The sequence below is a fragment of the Variovorax sp. 05T418 genome, assembly GCF_056396385.1.
The window spans coordinates 73,034-85,702 of sequence record NZ_JBFTLJ010000017.1 but is presented as its reverse complement, the minus strand read 5'-3'; the positions used below and the strand labels follow the sequence as shown (position 1 = coordinate 85,702).

The following is a 12,669-nucleotide window of genomic DNA, read 5'->3' as shown; positions in this document are numbered from 1 at the left end:
CCGGGCCCGCAGCCTGCGCTATAATCTTGGGCTCGGCACAAAACTGTGCCGAACGGCTCTTTAGCTCAGTCGGTTAGAGCGATGGAATCATAATCCACAGGTCCGCGGTTCGAGTCCGTGAAGAGCCACCAACACCACTTTTGCGGTGCTCCGCAAAAGTCAAAAAGCCCTAAGTAAATCAACTACTTAGGGCTTTTTTTACGTCCGAGGTGGTCCACGTTAGTTTGCGTGCTTCCGCCGGATTGCGCGGTAACAACAGCGGTCGTTGCTGGTGGCTGGAAGTTACTGCGCCCGTCTTGCCAAGAATGTGCTGTCCACAGAGGGTTGCTGCAAAAATTTTTGCAATGGCACCGGCCTTCAGGCAAAATGCTCGCAGGCCTAGCCTATGAGGTCGCCCCCAAAAGTTTGGCGGCCGCCAAAAGCCCACGAAAGTGGGCTTTTGCGTTTTTGGATGCTGCTAGTCGAAGCAACTGTATTTAATGCCAAGCAGGCCGTTTTCTGCATTGCAATGGGCATCGAGTAGCAGACCGCTCGAGGTGAGCGCAATCAGTGACTGATTCTCTGGGTGATAACGCCCCTTGCAGATGGGCCACAACGCCAAGTCTGCCACCTGCATGGCAACAGACCCTTTAGTTTTGACGCGAAACTCGAGCAAGGTCTTGGCAAGCTCAGCTGCGCCGAGCGGCGCGTAAACTGAAGAAGTCTCCTTGTTGAAGGGCGGGCCATCAGAGCGAAGTGAGTTGAAGTACCCTCTCAATCTGGCCTCGTTAGGCCGATCGCTCTGCTCGACGTAGACCCTCAGCCTGGAATCCCGCGACGCCGCAAATTTGGCGGCACGCTCCACGGCGATCTTGAATGCCGTGCGACAGAGCGACCATCGCCTAGGACCGTACTCTGTCATGTACCTCCTGTTGTAGCCAGGCCGATCCACAACCGATGCGTGCACAACAATTGGCAGGGAGCACATGAGATCAGTTAGCTCACCAAGGAAGCGCGCCTGCTTGACCTTCGACGTGGTGCGAAGCCACGCGAACCCATGTTTACGGGCACGGATCTCCCAAGAATGCAGCGGAGCACCGGGATTCGGCCAGCGGGCACGAAATTCCAGTACCCGTGCCTCCAGTTCATCGACATCCTCCTCACGCACGATGATTCCACCGAGCCCAAACCAATCAACAACACTGGGATCTGTAGAGCGGTCTCTGTCGGGATCACGCGAGCCAGAATCGTCCATATAGAAGCGGAGAACTGGTGGGTGCGATTTCATTCATCAAGTGTACGAGGCGGGTCTGGCAAGGATCTTTCGATCTAGTGAAGACCACCAACACCACTTTTGCGGTTCTCCGCAAAAGTTAAAAAGCCTTGAGTAAATCAACTACTTGGGCTTTTTTGTTTGGGCTTGCGCACGCCGCGGGCAAGGGCCCGGCGGCGCAGCAAAGCCTGGCGGCCTACCCGCCGCCCAGGCTCACCAGCACCCAGCCGGATTCATCCTTCACCAGCCTGCCGCTGCCGCCACCCGATGGCCCGGTCCAGTCGCACACGTAGCCGTTGCTGTCGGCCTTCTTGCAGCCGATGAGCTTCAGGGCATCCAACTCGGCCTGCTGGCCCTTGCCAGCCTCCTTGCCGACGAGCGTTTCGATCTCCTTGAGCAAGGCGGCCTTGACATCGGCTTCACCGGGCTCCGAACCGCAGCCGGCCAGCAGCACGGCGCAGGCCGCGATGACGATGGAAATTGGCTTCATGGCCGTGCCCTCACACCTTCATGCCGCCGGCAGCCGCCACCCTGCGGTAGTCCAGCCACCTGCGTCCGCCGATCGCGTAGATGAGCACGGCCCACGCCAAAGCGCCGAGTGGCTGATACGTGAACACGATGCAGGTGAACACCACATTGAACAGCATCGCGAAGTAGAAGAACGGGTTGATCGTGCCGTAGTACCGCGTGTCGTCGCCGACTTGCACGCCCATCACGATCTTGCCGCCGTTGAGAAACCAAAGCTGCGTGGCCTTCTCCGTCTCGACCCCGTCCTGCAGGAAGTTGTTGAGCTTGCGGTCGATCATCACGTTCGTCAGCGTCTTGTCGCCGATCTGGATGAGCGAATACTTGACCACCTCGTTCTTCATGTTCACGGTCGACTCGCCCAGCCGCGTGAGCCTGCCTTCGATCAGTTTCATTGCGTCCCCTCCTTCAGTTCTTGTCGATCTGCTTGATGAGGACGGACGCCTTGGGCGTACCGATGGCGTTCGCATAGAGCGTCGCCAGCACGGGCCAGAACTCCGGCCCGACAGCCCCGTCGTCGTCGCCAAAGCCCTTGAAGTGGGTTGCCAAGCCCAAGGCATGCCCGATCTCGTGGATGACGATGGCGCCGTCTGCCACGCATTGCGGGTTGTCCAGGTTCACGTACATCCGCCCGCTGAGTTCGCCCGGGTTGAGCAGTGAAGCGGACCAGCCGCCACCAAAGGGCGCATCGCTGACGTTGGCGCAGAAGCCCTGCGGATTGGCGCCGGCCGGCAGGTAGGCCGTGCCCCGGCGGAACACGATGCCGCGGGTGATCGTCGCCTCGTCCGCGGCGGCGATGCTGGCGCGGTCGAAGACGGCAAACCCGAGCTTGGCTTCGATCTCGTCCATCGCAGGCACCGCGCGGGCTTCGCCATTGGTCTTGACCGGGATGGGCAGGTTCCAGCGCTTCACCACGCCTGCGTACCGGCCGTTCCACGGGTAGCCGGCGCTGGAGAGATTGGTGGAATCGAGGAGGCCGAGGATTTCGGTATCGGTCGGGCCGGCGGAAGCGACTGGCGCCACGGGCTCGGCCGGAGCCTGTGCCTCAGGTGTAGCCGGCGCCGTGGGCGTCGTCGTTTGCGCCGGGGTGGAGGGAAGCCCCGCGACAGGCCCCATTTGGGCGCTGCCGCCTCCACTTCCGCCGCCGCAAGCCGCCAATACGAGGGCGGTGCTCAAGAAAACCATTCTGCTTTTCATTTTTTGATCCCTGATTTCTATCGATAAAAAGGCCAAAGTGACATTTTTGGCTCGAGAGAATCATAATCATAAAAGGTCAAAATGGCCTTTTCCAGGGCGGCAATGAGCATCGATGAATGCTGCTGTCCATTCACCATCGCCGATACGAAGTCCTGCGCAAGCACCTGCGTGCGGTACGGCTTACCGCAGGGCTGACGCAGGCTGAACTGGGCGCACGGCTGAAGGTCGACCAGTCCTATGTTTCGAAAGTCGAACGGGGCGAGCGGTACATGGATGTCCTGTTCTATCTGGACTGGTGCCGCGCCTGCAAACTCCGACCGGAGAGCACCATCGTGGATCTGATCAAGGCGGGGGCGTAGCGGTCCGCGGCCACTAGGACAGAATGCGGCCAGGAGCGGACGCCTGGAGAGTGCGATCACACCCCCGATTTCAAATGGAGGGCTCAGAGTTCATGGCTGCCATCTTCGCGTTCAAATGCAGTCGCTGTGGTGACATCCACGAAGGCTCCCCTAGCTTCGCTTTTCGAGCACCAGACCACTATGCATGCCTCTCGGATGAGCAGAAGGCCTCTATGGGAAGACTGAGCGACGATTTTTGTACCGTCACTCACGACGAGGGCACCGACTACTTTGTCCGAGCAGTACTCGAAGTACCGATCCACGGAGTCGAAGATCCATTTCTTTGGGGGGTCTGGGTCTCGCTAAGCAAGAAGAGCTTTGATCGCTACTACGAGACTTTCGATGATCCAGTTCAGGGAGAAGGATTCTTCGGCTGGGTTTGCAATGACATTGGTGTTTATCCATACCCATCGACTCGGCCTGCCGACGTTGAGGTTCAGTCCGGCAATCAACGTCCAAAAGTGGTCCTGCACAAAGGCGATCCCGAGGACGACCAACTGGTCATAGATCAAGCACAAGGCATTTCAGTGGCTCGTGCCCAAGAGTTGGCGGAAAAGGCGTTGCATAAGGCCTAACACCTGCGTCGAGAGAATGCGATGCGCTTCAACCAACGCTCAACCCAATTCCGCCCACTCCACCCGAAGCCTCTCCAACTGCCCGCGCACTTGATCGACCAACGGACCCGCCCGGCGCGCCGAAAGCGCCAGCCACAGGGTGGCGCGAGTCATTGCCACATAGAGCAATCGCAACTCGTCCGCAGCAGATTGATGCTTGGCCTCTTCGAACGCATCAATCGCACCGACCAGGACATGGGAGAACTCCAGTCCCTTGACGCTGTGGGCAGTCAAGATCCGCACCGCATCGTCGGCCCATTGCAGGTCGCGCGGCTTGATGGTGCGCATTGACTGGAAGGGAATGCCATGCACACGCAGGGCGTCTTCCAGAGGTTCCATCGCCGCCTTGTAGCGGAAGACCACCGCGATCTGTCCCAGCCGCACGCCCTCGGCCTGCAACTGCGCGATGCGCTGGGCCTGCCACAGCGCTTCGGTCCGGGCGGAGTCTGCTTCGTGGAGCACTGGCATCGGGCCGCGGCGCCCCGCCGAGTCCGGCCGAACGACAGATACCGGCGCGTCACCGTTTGCGCCATCGAGCAGCGCGCCGAGTTCGCTGTCGTTCATGTCGGCAGCGGAGTCCGAGGCCGGACCTTGAGGCATCAACTCGCCTGCGCACCGCAGCGCCAGGCTCAGCACTTCCGCCGTGTTGCGGTAGTTGGTGCGCAGGATGGTGCTGCGACGGCCGCCGACCACATCGATGCCAAGGGCCTTGAACGGCGTCTTTCGATTCTGCTTCTTGTAGATTGCCTGGGCATGGTCGTAGAGGACCAACAGTGCCTTTGTGGCGGGGTTGACCAGTTCCACCGCCATCCGCAGCCAGGCGTCCTCGAAGTCGTGCGCCTCGTCGATCATCACGGCCGTGTATTGGCCCTTGGGTACGAAGCCGCTTGCGAGTGCACGTTCAACGGTGGCAGCCAATTCGGCGAAGTAGGCGTCGGCCGGGCTGCGCGGTGCCTTCACTTCCAGTTGGTAGGTGCGCACCATGTCCTCGCACCAGCTATGGAACGAGCGCACCACCACACCATGGTCGGCTCCGTCGACTCCGCGCTGCTGTAAGAGATAGGCGATGCGCTCGGCAAGCGCGCGGTTGTAGCAGAGCACCAGCACAGGCCGCCCGACCGCCGCGGCGGCCTTGGAGAGATGCTGCGCACGGAACACCAGGATCATGGTCTTGCCCGATCCGGCGACACCGTGGATGACCCGGTGGCCATCACCCATGCGGCGCGCTTCGCGTTCCTGCTGCATGTCCATGACGTGCATCATGTCGTGCATGCGAATGGGGCCATCGGGCTTCGCCTCGCCCAGCAGAAGCGCCGCTTGCTGCGGCTCCACGCGCAGGGTCGGGAACAGGTGCCAGCGCACACGATCCTGTTGCGGCAGGGTCAGCGTATGCGGGAAGTTCACCTGCATCATCGACCACAGCCTCTGGCTGAAGAGCTCTGTGTCCGTGTCGTCCTCCAGATCGTCACGCAGCAGCGTTCGTTCTGGCGGGAAGATTTCCGCGAAGCCGGGGTCCGACACACTGTCACGCTTGAGATTCACCAAGGCGCAGCCCCAGCCCCACGGGAACAGCAGCTTTCCCTTGAAACGGCCTTCCGCAGCCACCAACGCCGGGTCAAGCTGCATTCGATCGACGAGCGCGAGCACGTGCTGGCGCGCCTGGGCCAGCGGATGGGGGCTGGTCACCACGCCCCGCTCCACGTTGAGCTGCACACGATGCTTGTCAGCACCGGCCAGCGTGCTTCGCTTCCAGTCCTTGACTTCCAGCACCAGCAAGCCCTGTCGCGGGCTCAGGATCACGAAGTCAGGCTGCAGGCCGGCATCGCCAATCGGGAGGTCGTGCCAAACCAGATGGTCGTCCGGCAAGTGGCGTTTCAGCGCCTCGAAGAGCTTGCGCTCACCTGTGTTGCAGCGGGCATGAACGGTTGTTTTGCCCTGAGGGAAGTAAGCCATGCGTGCGCCCTTAAGACCGAGCCCGCTCGCCGCCGGAGGACCAAGGGCTTTGCGGGCAACGGCTCCGTCATCGATCGGTAACTGATTGTGATCGAAGCGGCAAAGGCCTCCGTCCCGACCGCCGGCCCTTGGCTGAATTCGTGATGTATGTCACGAATCCAGACCGCTTTTCGAGACGCCCGTTCCAGGCAGCCCCCGTTTTTCCACCGCCCCGACCCCCTGCCCATTCCGCAGGCAACCTAGTGCCAACCCCCGCCAATGCTGGCTCCGGCGTCCCCGGTCCTCAGACAACCCACAGAGTTGTGCACAGAAAAAAGGAACAAGTCATCAATTTGACTTGAGCGGCCGCTTCATCCCGCTTTGCGAAAAGTCAGGTTGATGCGCCGGCTGCCCAGCAGCGTGTGCGGCCGGTCTTCGAGCGGCAGCACGCCGTGGTAGCGCAGCCGGTCGGGCCCGCCCCACACCACCACGTCGCCGTGCACCAGCAGAATGCGCGCGGCCTTGTCGCTGCGGGCGAGTCCGCCGAAGAGAAAGATGGCCGGCATGCCGAGCGACACCGAGACGATGGGCGCGCCGTAGTCGCGCTCGTCCTTGTCCTGGTGCAACGACAGCCGCGTGCCGGGCTCGTAGCGGTTCACCAGGCAGGCGTCGGGCTCGAAGCCCGCAAACCCGGCCTCGGCGGCCGACGCCTCGGCCAAGCGCGCAAAGGCCGCCGGCATGGCGGGCCAGGGCTGGCCAGTTTCGGGATCGTGTTCGCCATAGCGATAGCCGCGCCGGTCCGAGATCCAGCCGAGCCGGCCGCAGTTGGTCATGGCGACCGACATCGTGAAGCCGCCGGGGGTCACCAGGTGGCGGAAGGCGGCGCGCTGCTCGACCTCGTGCAGGCCGGACAGCAGTTCGTCGACATAAGGCAGCGCAAACCTGCGCAGGACGAACGCGCCGGGGCCGATCGCCTCTTTGCCGCGCGGCAACGCGGCGTCTTCGAGGTCATCGGAGAAAAGATCGAAGGTCACGGCAGCACGATTTTCTCGCGCGGCGGGCTGCCTGCCGCGGCGGCTGCCACCAATCGCCCCAGGGTCTGCATCGCCTTTTCGCTCTGCGCGTCCCAGGCATGCCCGTAGTTCAGGCGCAGGCAGTGCGCGAAGCCGCGCGTGGCCGAGAAGATGGGCCCGGGCGCCACGCTGATGCCGCGCTCCAGCGCCTGGGCGTGGATGGCGAGCGCATCGACCTGCGCCGGCAGCTCGACCCACATGAAGTACCCACCCAGCGGCCGCGTGGCGCGCGTGCCTGCAGGAAAGTAGTGGCCCACTGCCTGCGCAAAGCTTGCCTGCTGCACGGCCAGGACCTGGCGCAGCTTGCGCAGGTGCTTGTCGAGGCCGCCTTTTTCCAGGTAGCTTGCGAGCGCGAGCTGCGCGGGCACCGAGGTGCTGAGCGTGGTCGTCAGCTTCAAGCGCGCCACGTTGCGCGCAAAGCGCCCGGCCGATGCCCATCCGATGCGGTAGCCCGGTGCCAGGCACTTCGAGAACGACGAGCAATGCAGCACGAGCCCCTGCGTGTCGAAGGCCTTGGCCGGCGGCGGGCGGCGGTCGCCGAAGTAGAGCTCGGCGTACACGTCGTCCTCGATCAGCGGCAGCGCGTGCCGTGCGAGCAGTTCGACCAGCGCCTTCTTCTTCGCGTCGGGCATCAGGCTGCCGAGCGGGTTCTGGAAGGTGGTCATGAGCCAGCAGGCCTTGGGCTGGTGGGCCGCGATGGCAAGCTCCAGCGCGGCCAGGTCGATGCCTTCGCCGGGATGCGTCGGCACCTCGATGGCGCGCAGGCCCATGCGCTCCAGCGCCTGCAGGGCCGCATAGAAGGTGGGCGATTCGACGATCACCGAATCGCCGGGGCGCGTGACCGCCGCGAGGCACAGGTTGAGCGCCTCCAGTGCGCCGTTGGTGACGACGATCTCATCGGCCGCCACCTGCATGCCGTCGCCCAGGTAGCGCAGCGCAATCTGCCGGCGCAGGGCCGCGCTGCCGGGCGTGAGGTCGTCCACGGTGCTCCACGGGTCGAGCGACTTGGCGCTCGCGGCCATGAACTGGCCCAGCCGCGCCAGCGGAAACAGGAGCGGGCTCGGAAACGCCGAGCCGAAGGGCACCACCTTGCGCGACATGCTGGCTTCGAGGATGTCGAACACGTGGTCGCTCACGTCGAGCGACCTGGGCCCCTCGGCCGGGCGCGAGGTGAGGTTGGCCTCGGGCGGTGCATCGCGCAGCCCGCCGCCGGTGACGTAGTAGCCCGAGCGGTCCCGCGCGCGCACCAGGCCGCGCGCCTCCAGCAGGTAGTACGCCTGGAACACGGTGGAAGCGCTCACGCCCCGGCTCTCGCCGGTGTGCCGCACCGAGGGCAGCCGGTCGCCGGTCTTGAGCGTGCCGTGGCGGATCGACGCCTCGATGTCGGCGGCAAGGGCTTCGTAGCGCTTCATGGCGGGGCGGTCTTCATTCGGTGGTGGGACTTTATCTGCTCCGGTGATTTGGTTCGGATCTGCATCTGTTTTTTTGGCTGCGCTTGCGGCACAGTCGGTGCATGTCCAATCTCATGCGCGCGGTACGCGCGGTTCTCTGGAGTTTCATCGGGCTGGGCGGCCGCCGCGCGGATGCCGACCGGCGCACTGCACAGGTCGGGCTGCTGCCGCTCGTCGGCGTCGCGCTGGCCACGGTGCTGCTGCTCATTGCGGGGCTGCTGGCGCTGGCGCACTTCGCGGCCGGCACATGAAGAAAGCCGCTCGCCGGTTCGCCGCAATTGCATTGCTGCTGCTGGGCCACGGCATCTGCGCCATGGCGGCCGCACCGGCCACACCGGCCGCCTCTTCCGCGAGCGGCATCGAGCAGCGCGTGGCCGCCTGCATTGCCTGCCACGGGCGCGAAGGCGCGACCACCAATGCCGGCTACTTTCCGCGCCTCTCGGGCAAGCCCGCGGGCTACCTGTTCAACCAGCTGCGCAGCTTTCGCGACGGCCGGCGCTTCAATGCCGACATGAACTACATGGTGCAGCACCTCTCCGATGCCTACCTGATGGAAATGGCCGAATACTTCGCGGGCCTGGACCTGCCCTACCCGCCCGTCTCGCCCGTGAGCGACGCGCCACCCGCGCAGCTGGCGCGCGGCCGCCAGCTGGCGCTCGAAGGCGATGCGGCGCGGCAAATTCCCGCCTGCGTGCAATGCCACGGTGCTGCGCTCACCGGCGTGCAGCCGGCCATTCCGGGGCTGCTGGGGCTGCCCCGCCTCTACGTGTCTTCGCAGCTTGGCGCCTGGCTCACGAGCGAGCGGCATGCACTCGCACCCGACTGCATGGCCGACATCGGCCGCCGCATGACCACGGCCGACATCAACGCCGTGGCCAGCTGGCTCGCGGTGCAGCCGATGCCGGCCGATCCGAAGCCTGCCGCATCGCTGCCCGCCGCACTGCCGATGCGCTGCGGCGGCATGCCGAAGTGAGGCGCCGATGAAGATGCGACACCTCGGCTGGACGCTGCTGGTTCTGGTGCTGCTGCTGGGCGCCGCGGCCGGCGGCATCGTCGCGCTGAACCTGCGCGGCGAAGACCCGCTGCCCGAACAGGCCGAAGCCTTCAATGCCACGCCGCAGCGGGTCGAGCGCGGGCGCTACCTTGCGCTGGCCGGCAACTGCGCCGGCTGCCACACCACGCGCGGCGGCCAGCCCTATGCCGGCGGGCTGCCGATCGAGACGCCCTTCGGCACCGTGTATTCGAGCAACCTCACGCCCGACGTGCAGAACGGCATCGGCAGCTGGAGCAGCGCGCATTTCTGGCGCGCGATGCACAACGGCCGCAGCAAGGACGGCCGCCTGCTGTACCCCGCGTTCCCGTATCCGAACTTCACGCAGGTCACGCGCGAAGACTCGGACGCGATCTACGCCTACCTGCGCAGCCTGCCACCCGCGCCGGCGCCCAACCTGGCGCACCGGCTGCGCTTTCCCTACGACACGCAGGCCGCGCTGGCGGTCTGGCGGGCGCTCTCCTTCAAGCCCGAGGCTTTCGTGGCCAACACGGCCAAGCCGGCCGAATGGAACCGCGGCGCCTACCTGGTCGGCGGGCTGGGCCACTGCATCGCCTGCCACGGCAGCCGCGATTCGCTCGGCGCCACGCAGGTGAAGCTGGGCCTTTCGGGCGGGCTGATCGCGGCGGAGAACTGGTATGCACCATCGCTTGCCGACCCGCACCAGGCCGGCGTGGCCGACTGGCCGACGGCCGACGTGGTGGGGCTGCTCAAGAACGGCGTGGCGCCGCGCGGCTCGGTCATGGGGCCGATGGCCGACGTGGTCTTTCGCAGCACGCAGCACCTGAGCGAGGCCGATCTGGCCGCGATGGCCAGCTACCTGAAGGACCTGCCCGGCGTGCCGGCGCAAGCTGCGGCCCCCGTACGCACAGCTGCCGCACCGGCGCGCCGCGATGCCGGCACCATGGCCCGCGGCGGCAGGATCTACGACCAGCAATGCGCCTATTGCCACGGCGACCAGGGCCAGGGCGCGCCCGGCGCCTTTCCGCCGCTGGCGGGCAACCGCGCCGTGAACATGGCCGAGACGACCAACCTGATCCAGGTGATCGCGCACGGCGGCTACCTGCCCTCCACCGCGGGCAATCCGCGGCCCTACGGCATGCCGCCGTTCGGGCAGGTGCTCGATGCGGGCGACGTGGCCGCGGTGCTGACCTACATTCGCGGGTCATGGGGCAATGACAGTGCGCCCGTGACGCAGCTCGACACGATGCGGCGCTGAAGAAGAACCGGCAGGCGGGCCCGGCCCAGGCTCAGGCCGCGACGGCCTCGCGCGGCGCGCCCGCTTTGGCCGGCACCGGCATGTGCTGCGCCCAGTCGATGATCTCCAGCGTGCCGTCGGCATGCTCGGCCAGCGCCGTGAGGCTCTCGACCCAGTCGCCGTCGTTGCAGTAGAGGATGCCGTCGATGTCGCGCATCTCGGCATGGTGGATGTGGCCGCAGACCACGCCCTGCACGCCGCGCTTGCGGGCCTCGCGTGCCACGGCGTTCTCGAAGTCGCCCACGTAGCTCACGGCGCGCTTGACCTTGCCCTTGAGGTACTTGGAAAGCGACCAGTACGGCAGCCCCATGCGCGCACGCAGCGAGTTGAGGTGGCGGTTGAGCTTGAGCGTGAATTCGTAGAGCGAATCGCCCACGTGCGCGAGCCACTTGGCGCACTGGATCACGCCGTCGAACAGGTCGCCGTGGATGATCCAGAGCTTGCGGCCGTCGGCGGTTTCGTGGATCCATTCCTCGGCCACGTCGATGCCGCCGAAGTTGTGGTTCAGGTACTTGCGCGCGAACTCGTCGTGGTTGCCCGGGATGAAGATCACGCGGGTGCCCTTGCGCGCCTTGCGCAGCAGCTTCTGGATCACGTCGTTGTGCGCCTGCGGCCAGTACCAGTTCCGCTTGAGCTGCCAGCCGTCGATGATGTCGCCGACCAGGAACAGGGTCTCGCACTCGGTGTGCTTGAGAAAATCGAGCAGCGCGCGGGCCTGGCAGCCGGGCGTGCCAAGGTGCAGGTCGGAGATCCAGAGCGTGCGGCAGCGCAGCGGCGGGCGCGCAAGATCGTCGTCCTCCGGCTCGGGGGCCCGGGTCGCGGTGTCGCGCCATGCGCGCAGGAAAGCATCGTCGCGTTGCATGGACGGGTAGGCTCCCACCAACGCGTGACCGGGCGATGGCGGTCCCGTGACATATCGGTGACGCCGAAGCCCGCGCTTCGGGCGGCGTCCTCAGCAGCGCTGGATTTCCACGGTCGAGTGGCGGATCTCCTCGTGCATGGAGAAGCAGGCGCGCACCTCGTCCGCCGTGAGCGTGGGCGAATGCGTCACCACCGTGAGCGCGCAGGCATAGGCCTCGCGGCCCACGCGCCACACGTGCAGGTCGGCCACGCGGGTTTCCGAATCGGCCAGCATGGTTTCCACGCCTTCGCGGATCTCGGCCGTCACGGGGTGGTCCATCTCTCGGTCGAGCAGCACCTTGCCGGTTTCCTTGAGCAGGCCCTTGGCCCACACGGCCACCAGCACCGCGCCGACGATGCCCATCACCGGGTCGAGCCAGGACCAGCCGAAGAACCAGCCGCCGAGCAGCGCGCCGATGGCCAGCACCGAGGTGGCGGCATCGGCCACCACGTGCAGGTAGGCGGAGCGCAGGTTCAGGTCGTGGCCGTGCGCGTGGCCATGGTGGTCGTGGTGATGGTGCGCGTCATGGCGATGGCCGTGCCCATGCCCGTGGTGGTGCGCCGATCCCAGCAGCCGTGCGCAGACCAGGTTGATCACCAGCCCGAGCACGGCCACCGCCACGGCTTCGCGGTAGAGGATGACCGAGGGCGAGAGAAGCCGCTCGATCGAGCCCACCACCATCAGCGCCGCAACGCCGAGCAGCATCAGCGCGCTCGCAAAGCCGCCCAGCACCTCGATCTTCCAGGTGCCGAAGGCAAAGCGCGGATCGCGTGCATAGCGCCGCGCCGCCGCATAGGCAAAGGCGCTCAGGCCGATGGCCAGCGCATGCGAGCTCATGTGCCAGCCGTCGGCCAGCAGCGCCATGGAGTTGAACCACCAGCCGGCGCCGATCTCGACCACCATCATCGCGGCGGTGATCCACATCACGAGGCGGGTGCTGCGCTCGGCCGATTCGTTGCCTGCGCCGAAATGATGGTCGTGCTGCCAGGCACTCAGGTCATGGGTATGCATGGGTCG

At 65.4% G+C, this 12,669-nt stretch carries 14 protein-coding genes and 1 tRNA gene; 6 read left to right on the top strand and 9 right to left on the bottom strand.

From position 1 onward, the window contains the following. Positions 1 to 54: 54 nt before the first annotated feature. Positions 55 to 131 (top strand) — tRNA-Met (locus tag AC1DMS_RS26810). A gap of 326 nt (positions 132 to 457) precedes the next feature. Here AC1DMS_RS26810 and AC1DMS_RS26805 read toward each other — a convergent pair. The 4 genes from AC1DMS_RS26805 to AC1DMS_RS26790 form a co-directional block, all read right to left on the bottom strand. Continuing rightward, on the bottom strand, positions 458 to 1,234 hold the full coding sequence (locus AC1DMS_RS26805) for a DUF3800 domain-containing protein (RefSeq protein ID WP_436301764.1): 777 nt from the start codon (positions 1,232 to 1,234) through the stop codon (positions 458 to 460). Between the two features lie 214 nt (positions 1,235 to 1,448). Then, positions 1,449 to 1,742 carry a hypothetical protein gene (locus AC1DMS_RS26800; RefSeq protein WP_436301765.1) on the bottom strand — a complete coding sequence of 98 codons (294 nt, stop codon included), beginning with the start codon at positions 1,740 to 1,742 and terminating at the stop codon, positions 1,449 to 1,451. A gap of 10 nt (positions 1,743 to 1,752) precedes the next feature. Further along, positions 1,753 to 2,172 (bottom strand): hypothetical protein, encoded by a 420-nt coding sequence (locus tag AC1DMS_RS26795; RefSeq protein ID WP_436300861.1) that lies wholly within the window; start codon positions 2,170 to 2,172, stop codon positions 1,753 to 1,755. Between the two features lie 13 nt (positions 2,173 to 2,185). Further along, entirely contained in the window at positions 2,186 to 2,953 is a 768-nt protein-coding gene (locus AC1DMS_RS26790; RefSeq protein WP_436300862.1) for a zinc metalloprotease, read from the bottom strand. Positions 2,954 to 3,090: 137 nt separating this feature from the next. On the opposite strand from AC1DMS_RS26790, the gene AC1DMS_RS26785 reads away from it, so the two are divergent. Together AC1DMS_RS26785 and AC1DMS_RS26780 are read left to right on the top strand one after the other, a co-directional pair. After that, positions 3,091 to 3,333 carry a helix-turn-helix domain-containing protein gene (locus AC1DMS_RS26785; RefSeq protein WP_062367220.1) on the top strand — a complete coding sequence of 81 codons (243 nt, stop codon included), beginning with the start codon at positions 3,091 to 3,093 and terminating at the stop codon, positions 3,331 to 3,333. Positions 3,334 to 3,425: 92 nt separating this feature from the next. Continuing rightward, on the top strand, positions 3,426 to 3,947 hold the full coding sequence (locus AC1DMS_RS26780; RefSeq protein WP_436301767.1) for a DUF2199 domain-containing protein: 522 nt from the start codon (positions 3,426 to 3,428) through the stop codon (positions 3,945 to 3,947). Between the two features lie 39 nt (positions 3,948 to 3,986). On the opposite strand, the gene AC1DMS_RS26775 is transcribed toward AC1DMS_RS26780, so the two are convergent. The 3 genes from AC1DMS_RS26775 to AC1DMS_RS26765 all read right to left on the bottom strand — a co-directional run bounded on the left by AC1DMS_RS26775 (position 3,987) and on the right by AC1DMS_RS26765 (position 8,403). After that, entirely contained in the window at positions 3,987 to 5,939 is a 1,953-nt protein-coding gene (locus tag AC1DMS_RS26775) for a 3'-5' exonuclease (protein WP_436301768.1), read from the bottom strand. A gap of 350 nt (positions 5,940 to 6,289) precedes the next feature. Then, the gene (alkB, locus tag AC1DMS_RS26770; RefSeq protein ID WP_436301769.1) at positions 6,290 to 6,952 is read right to left on the bottom strand and encodes a DNA oxidative demethylase AlkB; all 663 of its coding nucleotides are present in this window, start codon (positions 6,950 to 6,952) and stop codon (positions 6,290 to 6,292) included. Next, the gene (locus AC1DMS_RS26765; RefSeq protein WP_436301770.1) at positions 6,949 to 8,403 is read right to left on the bottom strand and encodes an aminotransferase-like domain-containing protein; all 1,455 of its coding nucleotides are present in this window, start codon (positions 8,401 to 8,403) and stop codon (positions 6,949 to 6,951) included. The genes alkB and AC1DMS_RS26765 overlap by 4 nt, the downstream gene beginning before the upstream one ends. 101 nt (positions 8,404 to 8,504) lie before the next feature. Here AC1DMS_RS26765 and AC1DMS_RS26760 point away from each other — a divergent pair, with 101 nt between their 5' ends. From AC1DMS_RS26760 to AC1DMS_RS26750, 3 genes are read left to right on the top strand one after another with little or no spacing between them, the layout of a single operon-like run. Continuing rightward, positions 8,505 to 8,693, top strand: a complete 189-nt coding sequence (locus AC1DMS_RS26760) for a DUF2970 domain-containing protein (RefSeq protein WP_015867414.1) — start codon at positions 8,505 to 8,507, stop codon at positions 8,691 to 8,693. Beyond that, positions 8,690 to 9,415, top strand: coding sequence for a c-type cytochrome (locus AC1DMS_RS26755; RefSeq protein WP_436301771.1), 726 nt, complete (start codon positions 8,690 to 8,692; stop codon positions 9,413 to 9,415). The genes AC1DMS_RS26760 and AC1DMS_RS26755 overlap by 4 nt, the downstream gene beginning before the upstream one ends. Positions 9,416 to 9,422: 7 nt before the next feature. After that, positions 9,423 to 10,712 (top strand): c-type cytochrome, encoded by a 1,290-nt coding sequence (locus AC1DMS_RS26750; RefSeq protein WP_436301772.1) that lies wholly within the window; start codon positions 9,423 to 9,425, stop codon positions 10,710 to 10,712. Between the two features lie 31 nt (positions 10,713 to 10,743). On the opposite strand, the gene AC1DMS_RS26745 is transcribed toward AC1DMS_RS26750, so the two are convergent. Both AC1DMS_RS26745 and dmeF read right to left on the bottom strand, forming a co-directional pair. Further along, on the bottom strand, positions 10,744 to 11,613 hold the full coding sequence (locus AC1DMS_RS26745) for a UDP-2,3-diacylglucosamine diphosphatase (protein WP_018906211.1): 870 nt from the start codon (positions 11,611 to 11,613) through the stop codon (positions 10,744 to 10,746). 90 nt (positions 11,614 to 11,703) lie between these two features. Further along, on the bottom strand, positions 11,704 to 12,663 hold the full coding sequence (dmeF, locus tag AC1DMS_RS26740) for a CDF family Co(II)/Ni(II) efflux transporter DmeF (RefSeq protein ID WP_062367208.1): 960 nt from the start codon (positions 12,661 to 12,663) through the stop codon (positions 11,704 to 11,706). Between the last annotated feature and the right edge of the window lie 6 nt (positions 12,664 to 12,669).

Bases quoted from the DNA above. Each gene is read 5' to 3' on its own strand.
- AC1DMS_RS26805 (WP_436301764.1), bottom strand. From the start codon at position 1,234: ATGGACGATTCTGGCTCGCGTGATCCCGACAGAGACCGCTCTACAGAT.
- AC1DMS_RS26800 (WP_436301765.1), bottom strand. From the start codon at position 1,742: ATGAAGCCAATTTCCATCGTCATCGCGGCCTGCGCCGTGCTGCTGGCC.
- AC1DMS_RS26795 (WP_436300861.1), bottom strand. From the start codon at position 2,172: ATGAAACTGATCGAAGGCAGGCTCACGCGGCTGGGCGAGTCGACCGTG.
- AC1DMS_RS26785 (WP_062367220.1), top strand. From the start codon at position 3,091: ATGCTGCTGTCCATTCACCATCGCCGATACGAAGTCCTGCGCAAGCAC.
- AC1DMS_RS26780 (WP_436301767.1), top strand. From the start codon at position 3,426: ATGGCTGCCATCTTCGCGTTCAAATGCAGTCGCTGTGGTGACATCCAC.
- AC1DMS_RS26775 (WP_436301768.1), bottom strand. From the start codon at position 5,939: ATGGCTTACTTCCCTCAGGGCAAAACAACCGTTCATGCCCGCTGCAAC.
- AC1DMS_RS26765 (WP_436301770.1), bottom strand. From the start codon at position 8,403: ATGAAGCGCTACGAAGCCCTTGCCGCCGACATCGAGGCGTCGATCCGC.
- AC1DMS_RS26760 (WP_015867414.1), top strand. From the start codon at position 8,505: ATGTCCAATCTCATGCGCGCGGTACGCGCGGTTCTCTGGAGTTTCATC.
- AC1DMS_RS26755 (WP_436301771.1), top strand. From the start codon at position 8,690: ATGAAGAAAGCCGCTCGCCGGTTCGCCGCAATTGCATTGCTGCTGCTG.
- AC1DMS_RS26750 (WP_436301772.1), top strand. From the start codon at position 9,423: ATGAAGATGCGACACCTCGGCTGGACGCTGCTGGTTCTGGTGCTGCTG.
- AC1DMS_RS26745 (WP_018906211.1), bottom strand. From the start codon at position 11,613: ATGCAACGCGACGATGCTTTCCTGCGCGCATGGCGCGACACCGCGACC.
- dmeF (WP_062367208.1), bottom strand. From the start codon at position 12,663: ATGCATACCCATGACCTGAGTGCCTGGCAGCACGACCATCATTTCGGC.